Source organism: Pseudomonas sp. R38(2017) (genome assembly GCF_002112395.1).
Taxonomy (GTDB): Bacteria; Pseudomonadota; Gammaproteobacteria; order Pseudomonadales; family Pseudomonadaceae; genus Aquipseudomonas.
The window spans coordinates 694,848-712,649 of the sequence record NZ_NEHN01000001.1 but is presented as its reverse complement, the minus strand read 5'-3'; the positions used below and the strand labels follow the sequence as shown (position 1 = coordinate 712,649).

The following is a 17,802-nucleotide window of genomic DNA, read 5'->3' as shown; positions in this document are numbered from 1 at the left end:
CGGCAACCACGTTTGAGGCAGACGCAAACCGGAACGTACAGGGTGAGTCCCGTAGAAAAAAGCCGATTAGGCGGTTGGCCGTTTAAGCTGACATTATGCCCCGAACACCACAGCGACAAGGGTGCCGCGGTTAATCATCGGTTAATCGCCGCCGCCCATTGTGCTCATCACTTGCACAGGGACAAGGCTCCACCATGCGTCATATTTTTTTATTGTTTGCACTGTTGATTTCGGGTCTGGCCCAGGCAGGGAACGATCCTTTTGCGACAAAACCGGAATTTCTCCCGGTCGACAAGGCCTTCGTCCTGACGTCCGAACGTCTGGACTCCGGCGAAACCCAACTGTTCTGGCAGATCACCGACGGTTACTACCTGTATCAGAAACGCCTGAAATTCGACGGGCTGCCGGCGGAAAACGCCCCTGCCCTGCCCGAAGGCGAATCCCATAGTGACGAGTATTTCGGCGAACAGCCGGTCTACCGTCAGGGTCTCGAGCTGAAAATCCCGGCAGCAGCCAAAGGCCAGATCAAGGTCAGTTATCAGGGCTGCGCCGATGCCGGCCTGTGCTACCCGCCACAGACCCGCGTGATCGACCTCGGTGGCAAAGCGGCCGCTGCAGCGACGGATGAGGCGCAGGATCAAGCGTTGGCCAGCGGCTTGCAACAGCACTCGCTGGGCTGGAGCCTGCTGGTATTCTTCGGGCTCGGCCTATTACTGGCCTTTGCGCCATGTTCGTTGCCAATGCTGCCGATTCTGGCGGGCATGGTGGTCGGCAGCGGTGCCACGCCACGTCGTGGTTTCGCGCTGGCCAGCAGTTATGTGATTTGCATGGCGCTGGTTTATGCAGCGATGGGCGTCATTGCATCCCTGTTGGGCGCGAACCTTCAGGCGTGGTTGCAAAACCCATGGCTGCTGGGCACTTTCGCAATCGTATTTGTGATCCTCGCACTGCCGATGTTCGGCTTCTTTGAACTGCAACTGCCAGTAGCCGTGCGTGATCGGCTGGAGCACGCCTCGCGCAGTCGCAGCGGCGGCAGCCTGGTCGGCGCGGGTGTGTTGGGCGCGTTGTCCGGTCTGCTGGTCGGGCCATGCATGACCGCGCCGCTGGCCGGTGCCCTGCTCTACATCGCGCAAAGCGGCAATGCGCTGCATGGTGGCTTGATCCTGTTCGCCCTCGGTATCGGTATCGGCATCCCGCTGTTGGTGTTGGTGACGGTCGGCAATCGCTTCCTGCCGAAACCCGGCGCGTGGATGAACCTGCTCAAGGGTGTGTTCGGTTTCCTGTTCCTCGGCACGGCGGTGTTGATGTTGCGTCCGGTACTGGACTCGTCACTGTGGCTCGCGCTGTGCGGCGCGCTGTTGCTGATCGCCGCCTACAGCGCCTGGAAACAGTCCGAAGGCTTCGGCAGGGTCGCCCAGTTGTTCGGTGCCAGCTCGCTGTTGTTGGGGCTGTGGGGCAGTTTGCTGATGGTGGGTGCAGCGGGCGGCAGCGATGATCCGTTCCAACCGTTGCAGGTGTATAGCGCCGGTCGCACCGGCACGGCGGCACCGAACGGTCACGAAGCGTTCATTACGATCAAGGATCCAGCGGCCCTGCAACGCGAACTCGACATCGCCAAGGCTCAAGGCCAGTGGGTGCTGCTCGATTACTACGCCGACTGGTGCACGTCGTGCAAAGTCATGGAGAAAAAGGTGTTTGGCCAGGCGCGGGTGATGCAGGCCCTGAGTGATGTGCGCTTGCTGCGCCTCGACGTCACTGATGACAATGCTGCCAGCCGCGAACTGCTCGGCCGCTACAAAGTGCCAGGGCCACCGAGTTTTGTGTGGATCGGTGCCGACGGTGAAGAGCGCCGCAGCCAGCGCATCACAGGCGAGGTCGATGCCGACACCTTCCTGCAACACTGGACCACCACCCGAGACGCCCGTTAATGCTGACCTTCACCCTGGGCACTTTTGCCATTGCGCTTAACCACCTGTTGCTGATCAGCGCTCTGGCGCTGGCGACCTTCGTCGGCTGGCGGGTGGCCAAGCGCGGTGGCGATAACCCTGAGTCGGCGCTGTTCAGTCTGTTCCTGCTCGGGATGCTCACGGCGCGCGTTGCGTTTGTTGCCGTGTACTGGGGACATTACCGCAACGATCCGTGGCAGATCATCGACCTGCGCGACGGCGGTTTTCTCGCCTGGCCGGGGGTGATCGTGCTGTTGCTGGCGGCGCTGTATCGCGGCTGGCGCCGGCCGGGTTTGCGCCGACCGCTGGGTTTCAGCGTGGTCAGCGGTGTGGCGTTCTGGGTGCTGGCGACGCTGTCGCTGAACATTTACGAGCAAGGCACGCGCCTGCCGGACATCACCCTGCGCAACGCCGCCGGGGAAACCGTGAAACTCGCCGACTATCAGGGCGGGCCACTGGTAATCAATCTGTGGGCCACCTGGTGCCCGCCCTGCCGCCGGGAAATGCCGGTGCTGGAAAACGCCCAGCAGCAACGCCCGGACCTGACATTCCTGTTCGTCAACCAGGCCGAAAGCATGCAAAGCGTCGCTACCTTCCTCGAAACCCAGGGCCTGAGCCTGAGCAACGTGCTGTTCGACCGCAGCGGTCGTCTGGGTCAGGCCGTGGGCTCCATGGCATTGCCGACTACGCTGTTCTATAGCCCTGACGGTCAATTGCTGGCCAGCCATCTGGGCGAGTTGTCGAACGCCAGTCTGGCCCGGGCCCTGGAAAACTTCGACGTATCGAATCCAAATACGAACGCCGCACCGGCCACCTCTGCAAGGAAACTGCCATGCCCCGCCTCCGCCACCTGCTGACGCTGACTCTGGGCGCCGCCCTGCTGCACTTGCCGTCGGTACAGGCTGCTGAAGAATTGCCTGACGCGATCAAGAAGATCGAAGCCAAGGGCGCAAAAATCGTCGGCCAGTTCGACGCGCCCGACGGCCTGCGTGGCTACGCCGCGCAATACCAGAACCGTGGCATGGCGCTGTACCTGACGCCGGACGGCAAGCACGTGCTGCTGGGCAACCTGTACGACGCCGATGGCAATGACCTGAGCAGCGCACCGCTGCAAAAACTGGTCTACGCGCCACTGGCCAAGGAAGTCTGGGCCAAGTTCGAAGCGAGCAACTGGATTCAGGACGGCAACAAGGATGCACCGCGCACGGTGTACCTCTTCAGCGACCCGAACTGCCCGTACTGCAACATGTTCTGGGAACAGGCCCGCCCATGGGTCAAGGCCGGCAAAGTACAGTTGCGACACATCATGGTCGGCATCATCCGCGAAGACAGCCCGGCCAAATCCGCTGCGCTGCTGGCCGCCAAAGACCCGGCCAAGGCCCTGGAAGAACACGAGAAGGCCGGCAAGGCCAGCACGCTCAAGGCCATGAAGGACATTCCGGCCGCCGTACAGACCAAACTCGCAGCGAACATGCAGTTGATGGAAGACCTGGAATTACAGGCCACCCCGGCGATCTTCTACATGGACGACAAGGGTGAACTGCAACAACAGCAAGGCGCGCCGACGCCGGACAAGCTGGCGAAGATTCTCGGGCCGAAATAAGCAGGATCAAAAGATCGCCGCGCGTCGCAGCGCCTGCAGGAAACACATCCCCCTGTAGAAGTTGCGGCACGCGGCGATCTTGTTAATGGCGCTCCGCCAGGAAGCTGAACAACACCTCCGTCACAAACTCCGGATTCTCCAGATTGGAGATATGCCCAGCCTCGGGCACCAGCACACATGGACAGCCAATCAGCTCAGCCATTTCCCGAGCTTCCGACGGCGGACGTGGTTTATCCTGATCACCGCAAACAACCAGCGTGGTGGCCGCATTCAGCTCGCCCAGACGCGGCAACAGATCGTCACGGCCAAAGGTGATGCGCCCCATCGGCACGATGCTTTGACGCAAGCGTTCGGCGGAATAACCGGCGAGTTTTGCGCGGAAATCCTGATACAGCGCCGACTCTCGATCGATGCCCGGACGGAAGAAGATCGGCACCACGATATCCAGCAGTTGCTCGGAGATCCCACCGCTCTCCTCGATCTGTTTGAACAGCGAGAAATAGTACTGGCGAGTCGGCTCCGGCTCGACACCGACGTAAGTGTCCATCAGCACCAGACCGTTGAGCCGCTGCGGTGCCGACAGAGCGAGGCGCACACCCCACATGCCGCCGACCGACAGCCCGACCAGTGTCACCCGGTCAATCTCCAGATGATCGAGCAAGGCCAGTGCCTGGCGTGCGATGTCATTCAGAGACGTGGTGCCATCAGGCAGACGCCCGGACTCACCGTGGCCCCACAGATCCAGTGCAATTACCCGATAGTGAGGCGACAACGCGGCGATCTGCGGCGCCCACATGGCCTGATCCCACAGGTAACTGCCGGCCAGCAACACCGCTGGGCCTGTGCCTTGATCAATGTAATGAAGCGCTTGTCCGTCCACCGTGAAGAAAGGCATCGACTACCCCCCGCGACAAAAAAAGAGAACCGGCAGACTGAGCTGCCGGTTCTCGATCGTCAACCCTGGAAATGTACGCGAATGTACCGGTTGAATTGTGTTGAACGCACAGGCACTGAAGACTACAAACCTTCCAGCTCCGCCATCAGATCATTCAACCGGTCCACCTTCTCCTCGGTAATATCACTGGCCGCCAGCCCTTCGATATATTCGGCCAGTTGCTCCACCGTGCTGCATTCGAACATGGCCCGCAGCGGCACATCCCGTTGCAGGGCTTTCTGCACCCGCGAGGCGATCTGCGTGGCCAGTAGCGAGTGACCGCCCAGTTCGAAGAAGTTATCGCACACCCCGACCTTCTCGACCTTCAGCACCTCGGCCCAGATATCGGCCAGGGTCTGCTCCAGTTCGCTGCGCGGTGCCAGGTAATCCTGGCTCTGCAACTGGCCGATCTCCAGCGCCGGCAACGCCTTGCGGTCGAGTTTGCCGTTGGCGTTGAGCGGCAATCGGTCGAGCCACAACCAGTGCAGCGGCACCATGTATTCCGGCAGTTCGGCGCGCAGGCGTTGCTTGATCCGCTCCAGGCGTTCGCTTTGATTCAGTGCGGAATCTGCGGCGACCAGATAGCCGACCAGATGCTTGCCGTTGACGCCTTCCTGCACGCCGACCGCGCCATCGCGAACTTCCGGTTGCTCATGCAGACGCGCCTCGATTTCACCCAGCTCGATCCGGTAACCGCGAATCTTCACCTGATGGTCGACCCGGCCGACGTATTCCAGCACGCCATCACTGCGGCGGCGCGCCAGGTCACCGGTGCGATACAGACGCTCGCCCGGCGCACCGAAGGGGTTCGGTACAAACACCGGTGCGGTGCGCAGCGGATCGCTGACATAACCACGACCGACCCCGGTGCCCGCCACACACAACTCACCCACTGCACCCAGCGGCACCAGATCCAGCGCACCATCGAGCAGGTACAGCAAGTTGTTGTCGGTCGGGGTACCGATCGGCAGGTAACTGCCGCGAGTCGAGGCCAGGTCGACGCGGAAGAACGCCACATCGTCCGAGCATTCCGCCGGGCCATAGGCGTTGACCAGACCAATCTCCGGATACCGCAGCAGCCATTGATGCGCCAGTTCCGGCGGCATCGCTTCACCGGTCGGCAACATCCAGCGCAAGCCATCGAGGCTCAGGCGATCCGAAGCGAGCATGCCCTGAATCAGCGACGGCACGCTCTCCAGCACGGTGATGCCCTGCTGCTGCACATGCACCAGCAAACCTTGCGGATCGTGGGCGATGGTGTTCGGCACGATGTCCACCCGCGCCCCGAACAACGGTGCAGCGAGGAACTGCCAGACCGAAATGTCGAAGCTTTGCGAAGCGGTTTGAGCGATCACATCGGCGTCGCTCAAGTTCAGATACGGCACCTTGCTCAACTGGTTGTTGAGCATGCCGCGCTGCTCGACCATTACGCCTTTCGGCAACCCTGTGGAACCCGAGGTGTAGATTACGTAGGCCAGGTTGTCCGGACCGCTGAAGATGCCCGGATTCGCCGAAGACACCGCACCGGTCTGAACCTCTTCCCACACCAGCAGGCGTGGGCGGTTGGCGCAGCTGAATTCATCCAGCAAGGTCGTCGCCTGTTCACGGCAAGCCTCGGAGCATACCAGTAACGGCGTGCGACTGAGCTCGATGATCCGTTGCAGACGCTGGCTCGGCAGGCCCGGATCCAGCGGCAGGTAACCGGCACCGGCCTTGAAGCTGCCGATGATCATGCCCAGCAGATCCAGATTGCGCTCGCCCAGCAGCGCTACCGGTTGATCCATCTGCACACCCGCAGCAACCAGCGCATGGCCGAGACGGTTGGCGTTCTGGTTCAGTTGCTCGTAGCTCAACTGCTGATCGAGGCAACTGGCGGCAATGCGTTGCGGATGTTGCGCGACCTGCGCTTCAAACAGTTCGACGTAGCTCTGTTCCAGCGGATACTCGTGCTCACTCTGGTTGCAACCGTGGAGCAGGAAATCCTGTTCCTCATGGCTCAGCAGCGGCAGGTCGGCCATGTCGCCATGGAAGCCGTCGACCAGCGCCAGCAACAGACGCTTGAACTCACCGAGCATTCGCTCGATGGTCGATTCGTCGAAATAACGCTGGTCGTAGGACAGGTGCAGGCCGAGGTCGTCGCCCGGATAGCAAACCGCCGTCAACGGGAAGTTGGTGTGGGTACGGCCCGAGTCCGAGGTCGCATTAAGGCTCTGCGCACGGTCCAGCACCGAGACTTCCACCGGGGCGTTTTCGAACACGAACAGGCTATCGAACAGCGGCTGGCCTTTCGGCAGTTCGCTTTGCTCCTGGATGTTCACCAGCGGCAGGTATTCGTACTCGCGCAGTTGCATGTTGCTGTCGAGCAGACCGCTCAGCCACTGACGCACGCTGGCGCGCTGATCGTCCGCCGGAATCTGCACCCGCAGCGCGATGCTATTGATGAACAGGCCGACGGTGCGTTGCATCTCCGGCATCTCCACCGGACGCCCGGCAACAGTCACACCGAACAGCACGTCGCGATCACCGCTCAGGCGTCGCAGCACCAGTGCCCACGCCGCCTGGGCAAAGGTGTTGATGGTCAGTTGATGGGCCTGGGCCAGCTCACGCAGACGGGCGCCGTCCTCGACATCCAGTCGGGTGTAGCGGTCGCCGACGATCATGCCGCCGCTTTCACCGGCGTGTTCACGCAGGAACGGACGGTCGCTCGGGATCGGCGTGGTGCGCTCGAAACCTTGCAGGTTCTGCTGCCACCACTGACGCGCTTCGGCCAGGCTCTGGCGTTGCAGCCATCCGATGTAATCGCGGTATCGCGGCGGCACCGCCAATTGCGCTTCGCGACCTTCGCCAAGGGCGGTGTAGATCTCGAAGAAATCGTTCATCAGCAGCGAACGGCACCAGGCATCGATCAGGATGTGGTGGTTGCTCATCATGAACCAGTAACGCGCGGCGCCGACCTTGATCAGGCGCAGGTGGAACGGCGCCTGATTGAGCAGATCGAACCCGGCTTCGCGTTCACTTTTCAGCAACGCTTGCAGTTTCGGCTCCTGCTCGGCGTCAGCGATCGCGCTCCAGTCCAGATACTCGATCGGCGTGCGACCCGGTGTATGAATGACTTGCAGCACGTCTTCGCCGACATTCCAGCAGAACGACGCACGCAGCGCTTCGTGACGGGCGACCACCGCTTGCCACGCCTGGGCGAAACGCTCGGGGTCGAGCTCGCTGTTGATGCGGTAGCGATCCTGCATGTAGTACAGACCGGTGCCCGGTTCGAGCAAGGTGTGCAGCAGCATGCCTTCCTGCATCGGCGTCAACGGGTACACATCTTCGATGTGCGCCGCCGGCACCGGCAGCGCATCGAGTTGCGCCTGGGTCAGTTTCGCCAGCGGGAAGTCCGACGGCGTCAGACCGCCGGCCTCGTCTTGCAGGCAGTGTTCGATCAGGCTCAGCAACTCACCGACGTAGGCATCCGCCAGCTCGTTGATGGTCTGCGCGTCGTAACGTTCGGCGCTGAAAGTCCAGCGCAGCAGCAGTTCCCCGCCGTACACCTGACTGTCGACGCTCAACTCGTTCGGCAGCGGTGCGTGCGGATCGTGGGCCGCGCCGACCGGCTCGTCCAGCGGACGGAACAGCGCATCGCTGCCGAAGCTCTGGTCGAACTGGCCGAGGTAGTTGAAGGTGATCGGCGCGTTCGGCAATGCCGCCATGCTTTCACGACTGGCGTCATCGGCCAGATAACGCAGCACGCCATAACCAAGGCCTTTGTGCGGCACGGCCCGCAGCTGTTCCTTGATCGCCTTGATCGAAGCGCCCTGCCCGGCGGCCTCTTCGATGTTGTGCGGGGTCAGGCGCAGCGGATAGGCGCTGGTGAACCAGCCGACGGTGCGGGTCAGGTCGATCTCGTCAAACAGGGTTTCGCGGCCGTGGCCTTCCAGTTGAATCAGCGCCGACGGCTGCCCGCTCCAGCGGCACAGCACGCGGGCCAGTGCGGTCAGCAACAAGTCGTTGACCTGCGTGCGATAGGCGCTCGGTGCCTGTTGCAGCAGTTGTTTGGTGCGCTCGGCATCCAGACGCACGCTGACCGTTTGTGCATGACGATTCTCGCGACCGCCCTCAGGACGTTCGCACGGCAAGTCGGCATTCGGGCCAGCCAGTTGCGCTTGCCACCAGCTCAGTTCTTCACGCAGGGATTCGCTGCCGGCGTAGGCCTGCAAGCGCGCTGACCAGTCCTTGAAGGCGCTGGTTTTCGCCGGCAGTTTCACCGACTGATCGGCGTCGAGTTGGCGATACACGGTTTGCAGATCGTCGAGCAGCACCCGCCACGACACACCGTCGACCACCAGATGATGAATCGCGATGAACAGCCGTTGCTGAGCGTCCGGCCCATCGATCAGCACGGCGCGCAGCAGCGGGCCTTGCGCGAGATCGAGACTGCGCTGGGCATCGGCGAACAGTGCGGCGCATTTGTCCATCGACGGCACGCGAACTTGCCAAAGCACCGCTGCATCGGTCACCGGTTGATGGGTTGCTTTCCATGTGCCGTTGGCCTCGATGAAGCGCAGGCGCAAGGCGTCATGCTGCTCGACCACCGCCAGCAACGCTTGCTCCAATCGGTGCGGTTCAAGCGCCACAGTCGGCTCCAGCAGCAACGCCTGGTTCCAGTGCTGACGCTCGGCAATCTCGGTATCGAAGAACCAGTGCTGGATCGGCGTCAGACGCGATTCGCCAGTCACCAGACCTTGCTCGGCGGTCACGGTTTCACTGCGGCTGGCGACAGCGGCCAGGGTCTGCACGGTCTGGTGCTGGAACAGATCGCGCGGGCTGAAGTGAATGCCCTGCTGGCGCGCGCGGCTGACCACTTGAATCGACAGGATCGAGTCGCCGCCCAGTTCGAAGAAGTTGTCGTTGAGACCAACCTGCTCGACGTTGAGTACCTCGCACCAGATCTGCGCCAGGGTCTGCTCAAGCTCGTTGCTTGGCGCCACGTAATCCTGACGATTGAGGTCCAGATCCGGTGCCGGCAACGCGCGGCGGTCGAGCTTGCCGTTGGCGGTCAGCGGCATGCTCGCCAGCAGGATCAGATGGGTCGGCACCATGTAGTCCGGCAGTTGCGTCTTCAGGTGCGCCTTCAGCGCTTCGCGCAGTTCGACCTGCTCAGCTTCGCTTCGCGAAGCGACCTCGGTCACCAGATAGCCAACCAGTTGCTTGCCGCTCGGCGCATCCAGCGCCAACACCACCGCTTCACGGATCGAATCGTGATCGAGCAGGCGGGTTTCGATCTCGCCCAGTTCGATACGGAAGCCACGGATCTTCACCTGATGGTCGATCCGCCCGAGGTATTCCACCAGACCATCGGCACGCTGGCGCACCAGGTCGCCGGTGCGGTACATGCGCCCGCCATCGGCAGCAAACGGGTCGGCGACGAAACGTTCGGCGGTGATGCCGGCGCGGTCGTGATACCCCAGCGCCAGACCGGCGCCACCGACGAACAATTCACCGGTCGCACCTTGCGGCACCAGCGCCAGATCGGCGTCGAGAATGTAGGCCACGCGATCACCGATCACGCTGCCGATCGGCACGCTGCCAGCGCCCTCTTCCAGAACATCCGGCGCGAGACTGGCCAGCGGCATGACCACGGTTTCGGTCGGGCCGTAGGCATTGAAGAACAGGCTCGGCTTGAACGCCGCGCGAATCCGTTGCAGATGTTCGCCGGTCAGCGCTTCGCCGCCGGTGATGATCATGCGCACCGGCAGGATGTCGTTTTGCGTGGCGAGGAACTGCGCCAACTGGCTGCCGTAACTCGGGGTGAAACCGAGGATATTGATGCGATGTTCGCGGATCAGGCCGCAGATTTCTTCCGCGTCCCACTGTCCTTGTGCACGCAATACAACTTGCGCACCGCTGAGCAGCGGCACCAGCAGGCGCTCGGTGGCGGCGTCGAAATTGATCGAATAGAAGTGCAGCTCGCAGTCGTCCGCACGCATGCCGAAACGCTCGATCACAGCCTGGCAGTGCATGGCGATTTCACCGTGGGACACCACCACGCCTTTCGGCTTGCCGGTGGATCCTGAGGTGTAAATCAGGTACGCCTGATGCTGCGGCAGGCTGATAAATGGCAGCTCTGTGGACGGGTAATTGGCCAGCGCGGCGCTGTCGTCCTCCAGGCACCAGCGCGCCACGTGCGGCGGCAGTTCGCCGAGGGCTTTGAACATCGCGCGGTCGCTGAGCAGCAGGCCGACGCCGCTGTCTTCGATCATGTAATGCAAACGGTCGAGCGGGTATTCCGGGTCCAGCGGCACATAGGCGCCGCCGGCCTTGAGGATCGCCAGCAGGCCGACGACCATTTCCAGCGAACGCTCCAGCGCCAGACCGACCCGCACTTGCGGGCCGACACCGCGCTCGCGCAGGGCCCAGGCCAGGCGATTGGCGCGGGCGTCGAGTTCGGCGTAGCTCAGGGTCTGCCCGGCGAAGGTCAGGGCTGGCGCATCCTTGCGCGCCAGTGCCTGTTCGGCGAACAGGTGATGAATGCACTGGTCGAGACGACGCTCGCCCGGTTCGACGCCGAGGCTGTCGAGCAATTGTTGTTGCTCGGGCGCATCGAGCAGCGGCAGTTCGCTGAGGCGTTGTTGCGGGTCGGCGATCAGCGCTTCCAGCAGGTTGCGCCAATGTTTGGCCATGCGCGCAATGGTCGGCTCGTCGAACAAGTCAGTGCTGTACGTCAGGCAGCAACCGAGGCGATGGTCGAGGTCGGTGACTTCCAGGTTGAGGTCGAACTTGGTCGCCCGCGCATCGTTGGCCAGGTACTCGACGGTCATGCCGGCAAGCATGCGGCTTTGCTGGAACTCCCAGCGCTGCACGTTGCACATCACCTGGAACAGCGGGTTGTACGCGGCGCTGCGCGGTGGCTGCAACGCTTCAACCAGATGATCGAACGGCAGGTCCTGATGGGACTGACCTTCGATCACGGTGTGGCGCACTTGCTCGAACAACTCGCCGACCGACATCTGGCCGTCGAGCTGGCAACGCAACACTTGAGTGTTGAGGAACGCGCCGATCAGGCCTTCGCTTTCCGGGCGGATACGGTTGGCCACCGGCGCTCCGATGCGCAGATCGGTCTGGCCGCTGTAGCGGTAAAGCAGGGTCGCGAGTGCGGCAGTCATGGTCATGAACAGGGTCAGACCGTTCTGCGCATTGAACGCCCGGACGCGCGCGGCGAGATCGTCGCTCAGGTCGAAACGGAACAGTTCACCCTGATGACTCTGTACCGGCGGACGCGGACGGTCGCCCGGCAATTCCAGCAGCGGATGTTCGCGGCCCAGTTGCGCAGTCCAGTAGTCGAGCTGACGCTGACGCTCGCCGGATTCCAGCCAGTTGCGCTGCCACACGCTGTAGTCGAGGTACTGCACCGGCAGCGGCTCCAGCGGCGATTCGCGATCATCGACGAACGCTTCATACAGCGCGCTGAGTTCGCGGGCAAAGATGTCCATCGCCCAGCCTTCGGTGACGATGTGGTGCAGCGTCAGGACGAAGTAATGCTCCTGCTCAGCGGTCTTGACCAGGCAGGCGCGCAGCAGTGGGCCGGTTTCCAGATCGAACGGCAGGTGCGCTTCGTCGTCGGCCAGTTGCTGGACTTTCCGCTCGCGCACGTCGGCGGCGAATTTCGAAAAATCCTTCCAGTCCATGCGCACGCCGGTCTCGGCATGCACGTGCTGACGGGCCACGCCGTCGACGCTCGGGAACGTAGTGCGCAGCGTTTCGTGACGCAGGATCAGCGCTTGCAACGCTGCTTCGAAACGCCCGACATCCAGCACGCCACGCAGACGCGCCATGCCGCCGACGTTGTACGCCGGGCTGTCCGGTTCCATCTGCCAGAGGAACCACATGCGCTGCTGGGAATAGGACAGCGGCACCGGTTTACTGCGATCAACCTTGTCGATCGGCGGCTGTTTGTTGGTGCGGCCGCTGGCCTGGATCTGGCGGATCAGCTCGGCGAAATCTCCCAGTTCGCTGTGTTCAAACAAGGCACGCAGCGGCAGCTCGACGTCGCAGGCCTGACGGGTGCGGGAGATGATTTGCGTGGCCAGTAGCGAGTGACCGCCGAGGGCGAAGAAGTCGTCGCGCAGGCCGACCTGTTTCAGGCCCAGCACTTCGCGCCAGATCGCGGCGATCTGCTGCTCCAGCTCGGTGACCGGCTCGACGTGTTCGCGCACCTGCCATTGCGGTTCGGGCAAGGCGCGGCGGTCGAGTTTGCCGCTCGGGCTCAGGGGCATTGCGTCCAGACGCACCAGTTGCGCCGGGACCATGTACTCCGGCAGCTCGGCGGCCAGTGCGGCTTTCAGGCGAGCGGATTGCGCGTCCTGATCTTCGCTGGTATCGGTTGCAGTGAAGTAGCCGATCAATTGCGGGCCGGCGACGGTTTCACGCACCAGCACGGCGGCCTGAGCCACGCCGTCCTGAGCCAGCAGACGCGCTTCGATTTCTTCCGGCTCGACGCGGAAGCCGCGCAGTTTGACCTGCTGATCGAGACGGCCGAGGTATTCGATCACGCCATCGTGGTTCCAGCGCGCGCGGTCACCGGTGCGGTACAGGCGCGCGCCCTGCTCGCCCAGCGGATCGACCACGAAACGTTCGGCGGTCAGCGCCGGACGGCCGAGATAACCACGGGCCAGGCCGATGCCGCTGATGCACAGTTCACCCGGCACACCGGCCGGCACTGGATTCAGATCGCTGTCGAGCACGCGGCAAACCACGTTGCCCAGCGGACGGCCAATCGGCGAACGCTCGCCATCGTTCACGGTGCAATGCCAGTGGGTGACGTTGATCGCGGTTTCGGTCGGGCCGTAGCGGTTGTGCAGTTGCACCGTCGGCAGTTGCGCCAGCACGCGGTTGCGCAGCTCCGCCGGCAGCGCTTCACCGCCGGAGAACACGCGACGCAGGCTGGTGCAGCCGGTGCTCAAAGGCTCATCGATGAACAGCGAAAGCAGCGGCGGCACGAAGTGCAGCGTGGTTACGCCGTACTGCTGAACCAACTGCGCAATGCGATGCGGATCGCGATGTTCACCGGGGCCGGCGATCAACAGGCGCGCACCGGTGATCAGCGGCCAGAAGCACTCCCACACCGACACGTCAAAACTGATCGGCGCCTTCTGCATCAGCACATCGGTTTCATTCAGGCGATAGGTGGTCTGCATCCATTGCAGACGCTCGGCCAGCGCCGCGTGAGTGTTGCCCACGCCTTTCGGCTGGCCGGTGGAGCCGGAGGTGTAAATCACGTAGGCGAGGTTGTCGCCGTGCAGGTGCAGGCCCGGTGCCTGGCTCGGCCAGTTCTCAAGGTGCAGCGTGTCCATGGCGATCACGCTGACGCCTGCGCTGGCCGGCAAGCGGTCGAGCAATGCGGTCTGGGTCAGCAGCAGTTCGACGCCGCTGTCGCTGAGCATGTAGGCCAGACGCTCGGCCGGGTAATCCGGATCAAGTGGTACGTAGGCGCCGCCGGCCTTGATGATCGCCAGCAGGCCGATCAACAGTTGCGGCGAACGCTCGGCGGCAATGGCCACGCAGACGTCCGGGCCGACACCCTTGTCGCGCAGGTAATGGGCGAGACGGTTGGCCTGGGCGTGCAGTTCAGCGAAGTCGAGGCTGCCGCCGTCCCATACCAGCGCGGTGCGATCAGGCGTCTGGCGTGCTTGTTCATTCAGCAATTCCGGCAGCCATTGTTGCGCCGGGGTGCACGGGGCAACGCTCCACGCATTTTGCTGAGTGTGTTCGGTGGCGGTCAGCAGCGGCAGGTCGCCGATGGTTTGTTCCGGACGCTCGCAGACAGCACGCAGCAGGTTGCTGAAATGCTCGGCGAGACGCTCGATGGTCGCAGCGTCGAACAGCTCATCGGCATAGTCGAAGGACAGCGTCAGGCGACCGTTGCGGTCTTCTTCGCTGTGCAGTTGCAGATCGAACTTGGCTTCGCGGCTGTGCCACGGCAGTTCTTCGGCGAGCAGACCCGGCAGACGTTTGAGCGCGCCCAAGTCGCGTTGCTGATGGTTGAACATGACCTGGAACAGCCCTTGTTCGCGGGCCTGCGGGAAGGCTTCGAGCAGTTGTTCGAACGGCAGATCCTGATTGGCCAGGGCACCGAGCGCAGCCTGTCGGGTTTGCGCCAGCAGTTCGGTGAACGGCAGACGCGAATCGACGTCGGCGCGCAGCACCTGGGTATTGATGAAGAAGCCGATCAGGCCCTGGGTTTCCAGACGCGGACGGTTGGCGTTGGGCACCCCGACGCGGATGTCACGCTGGCCGCTGTAGCGATGCAACAGACTCTGGAAGGCCGAGAGCAGCAGCATGAATGGTGTGGATTGGTAGGCCTGGGCAGTCTGGCGGATGGCGTCGCTGAGGCTGATCCCCAGACGAACGCTGTGGCGTGCGGCGCTGTGCTTTTGCTTGGCGGAACGCGGATGGTCGGTCGCCAGTTCAAGCGTCGGATGCTCATCACCCAACTGCGCTTTCCAGTACGCCAGTTGCCGCTCACCCTCGCCTTGCGCCAGCCATTGGCGCTGCCAGCTGCCGTAGTCGGCGTATTGGGTTGGCAGCGGCGCAAGTTCCGCGCGCTGGCCGTGGGAAGCGGCGGCGTACAGGCGCGAGAACTCGTCGATCAGCACGTTCAGCGACCAGCCGTCGGAAATGATGTGGTGCAGGGTCACCAGCAACTGGTGATCCTCGTCATCGAGGCGAACCAGCGTTACCCACAGCAGCGGGCCTTTCTCCAGATCGAACTGGGTGCGGGCTTCGTCTTCGCGGATCTGTTGTGCGCGGGCTTCACGCTCGCTGGCCGGCAGGTCGCTGATGTCGATCAGTTGCAGGTTGAACTCGCCCGCCGCTTCGACCTGTTGCAGGGCCACGCCGTCGCACTCGAAGAAACGTGTACGCAGGGATTCGTGGCGTTCGATCAGTTGCTGGAAACTGGCGCGCAGAGCGTCTTCGTCCAGTTCGCCGCGCAGGCGCAGGGCACCGGGAATGTTGTAGGCGCTGCTGTGCGGATCGAGCTGCCAGGTGATCCACAGACGGTTTTGCGCCAGCGATTGCGGCAAGGCTTCGTTGCGCGAAAGCGCGGTGATTTCACCCTGGGCGCGGCCGCCATCCTGTTGCTGTTGCGCCACGGCGGCGGCGAATGCGGACAGGGTCGGGGCTTCGAACAGCAGGCGCAGGTTCAGCTCCAGGCTCAGCTCTTCGCGAACCTTGGCGATCACTTGGGCGGCTGCGATCGAGTTGCCGCCGAGCAGGAAGAAGTGATCGTCGGCGTTGACCTGTTTGACGTTGAGTTGCTCAGCCCAGATTTTGCCGATCAACGCTTCCAGTTCGGAGGTGGACGCGGTCGACTCATGAGCGGTTTCAGCGGTGGCCGACGGGAACACCGCGTAGCTGTCGAGGCTGCCGTCGGCCAGACGATTGCGGCAGGCCGAACGTTGCAGCTTGCCGCTGGAGGTCTTCGGCAACGCACCCGGGTTGAGCAGCACCACCACGCTCGGTGCTTCCTGATAAGTCTCGGCCACCGCCTGACGGATGGCTTTGATCAACGCTTCGGGCGGAAGGATTTTCTGCACGCTGCGGCTGATTTCCGCCGCGATGCCGATGCCTTCCTCACCATTCCGATTGACCGCGAACGCGGCGACGCGGCCCTTGCGCACCACCTCCACTTCGTTCTCGACCGTCTTCTCGATGTCCTGCGGATAAAGGTTGTGGCCGCGCACGATCAGCATATCTTTCAGGCGACCGGTGATGAACAATTCGCCGTCGCGGATGAAGCCCAGGTCACCGGTGCGCAACCAGGTCTGGCCGGCGTACTGGACGAAAGTCTTGGCGGTTGCCTCGGGGTTGCGCCAGTAGCCGTGGGCGATGCTCGGGCCGGCTGCCCAGACTTCGCCGACGGTGTTGTCGGTCAGTTCTTCGAGACTGCTCGGCTCGACGATCAGCACCGCATGTTCCGGCTGGCTGATGCCGCAACTCATGATCGGGCTGCCCTCGCCCGGTTTGGCACGGTTCTGGGCCAGGGCTTGATCATCCACACGTAGCGCCGGAATGCCGGTGCCGCGCGGTGTGCCGGCGACAAACAGGGTCGCTTCCGCCAGACCGTAGGACGCCATGAAACTGCTTTCACTGAAACCGCATGCGCTGAATTTATCGGCAAAGCGCTCAAGGGTGTCGAGACGGATCGGCTCGGAGCCGGAATAGGCGACGCGCCAGCGGCTCAGATCAAGACGATCCAGCGCCGATTCGCTGACGCGTTCACTGCACAGTCGATAGGCAAAGTCCGGCCCGCCGCTGATGGTGCCGCCGTATTGGCTGATCGCTTCGAGCCAGCGCAATGGCCGGCCGAGGAAGTACGCCGGCGACATCAGGATGCACGGCACGCCGCTGAAGATCGGCTGCAGCAGGCCACCGATCAGGCCCATGTCGTGGTACAGCGGCAGCCAGCTGACGATTACGTCGTCGGGGTTCACGTCGATGCCGAAGCCGTGACGGATCAACAGTTCATTGGCCACCAGGTTGCCGTGGCTGACCTGCACGCCTTTGGGCAGCGCCGTCGAACCGGAGGTGTATTGCAGGAAGGCGATGTGGTCTTGCGGCAAGGTCGGTTCGACCCAGCGTTCGGCCAGCGCGTTGTCGAGGGTGTCGACGCACAGCAGCGGTGGTGCGCCTTCGATTTGCTGCAGGGCGTCGCGCAGGTCGGCGCTGGTCAGCAGCAGGCGCGGTTCGGCGTCGGCGATGATCGACAGCAGGCGTTCCTGATGGTGACGCTTGGCCGATTCCGGCGGATAGGCCGGCACCGCGATCACGCCCGCGTACAGGCAACCGAAAAACGCCGCGACGTAATCCGGGCCACTCGGAAACAGCAACACGGCGCGATCACCGAAGCAGGCCTCGGCCTGCAACGCCGCCGCGATGGTGCGCGCGCGCTGATCGAGTTCGCGATAACTGAGCGCCACAGCCTGCTCCTCGGTTTCAGCGAGAAAGCGCAAGGCCAGCCGGTCCGGCGTCAGAGCCGCGCGGCGCTGGAGGGCTTGGACCAGGGTGCTGGGGAGTTCGAACGCGTCGGTCATGAGGTTTCCTGCCTGAATTCGGCTTGCTGGTGGAATCGGGTTGGCTGCGGCATGCCCGTGCAAGGCATGCGGGACACGGTCTTTGCCGACCGTGCAAGGCATTGGAATGCGGTAGGTCCGGGGCTGCGAACCCGGATCCATTCACCAATGAGAACGGATGACGTCTTGAAATAATTAGTCGGCAGGCTGGATCGCCAACGGGGCTGCGCGCTTGGGCGAGTGCGGCGGCGTGTC

Annotated in this window: 5 protein-coding genes; 3 read left to right on the top strand and 2 right to left on the bottom strand. The window is 63.1% G+C overall.

Going from position 1 to position 17,802, the window contains the following annotated elements; all coding sequences use genetic code 11:
• Positions 1 to 194: 194 nt before the first annotated feature.
• The 3 genes from dsbD to dsbG are packed head-to-tail and all read left to right on the top strand — an operon-like array spanning position 195 to position 3,549.
• Entirely contained in the window at positions 195 to 1,928 is a 1,734-nt protein-coding gene (gene dsbD, locus CAF87_RS03370; protein WP_085730632.1) for a protein-disulfide reductase DsbD, read from the top strand.
• Positions 1,928 to 2,803, top strand: coding sequence for a TlpA disulfide reductase family protein (locus tag CAF87_RS03365; protein WP_085730631.1), 876 nt, complete (start codon positions 1,928 to 1,930; stop codon positions 2,801 to 2,803). Before dsbD ends, CAF87_RS03365 begins: the two co-directional genes overlap by 1 nt.
• A complete protein-coding gene (gene dsbG / locus CAF87_RS03360; protein WP_085730630.1) occupies positions 2,779 to 3,549 on the top strand; it encodes a thiol:disulfide interchange protein DsbG in 771 nt (256 codons plus the stop codon). The genes CAF87_RS03365 and dsbG overlap by 25 nt, the downstream gene beginning before the upstream one ends.
• Positions 3,550 to 3,631: 82 nt before the next feature.
• On the opposite strand, the gene CAF87_RS03355 is transcribed toward dsbG, so the two are convergent.
• Positions 3,632 to 4,444 carry an alpha/beta fold hydrolase gene (locus tag CAF87_RS03355; RefSeq protein WP_085730629.1) on the bottom strand — a complete coding sequence of 271 codons (813 nt, stop codon included), beginning with the start codon at positions 4,442 to 4,444 and terminating at the stop codon, positions 3,632 to 3,634.
• Between the two features lie 122 nt (positions 4,445 to 4,566).
• Positions 4,567 to 17,568: a non-ribosomal peptide synthetase gene (locus tag CAF87_RS03350; RefSeq protein ID WP_085730628.1), complete on the bottom strand. Its 13,002-nt coding sequence runs from the start codon at positions 17,566 to 17,568 to the stop codon at positions 4,567 to 4,569.
• Positions 17,569 to 17,802: the final 234 nt, after the last annotated feature.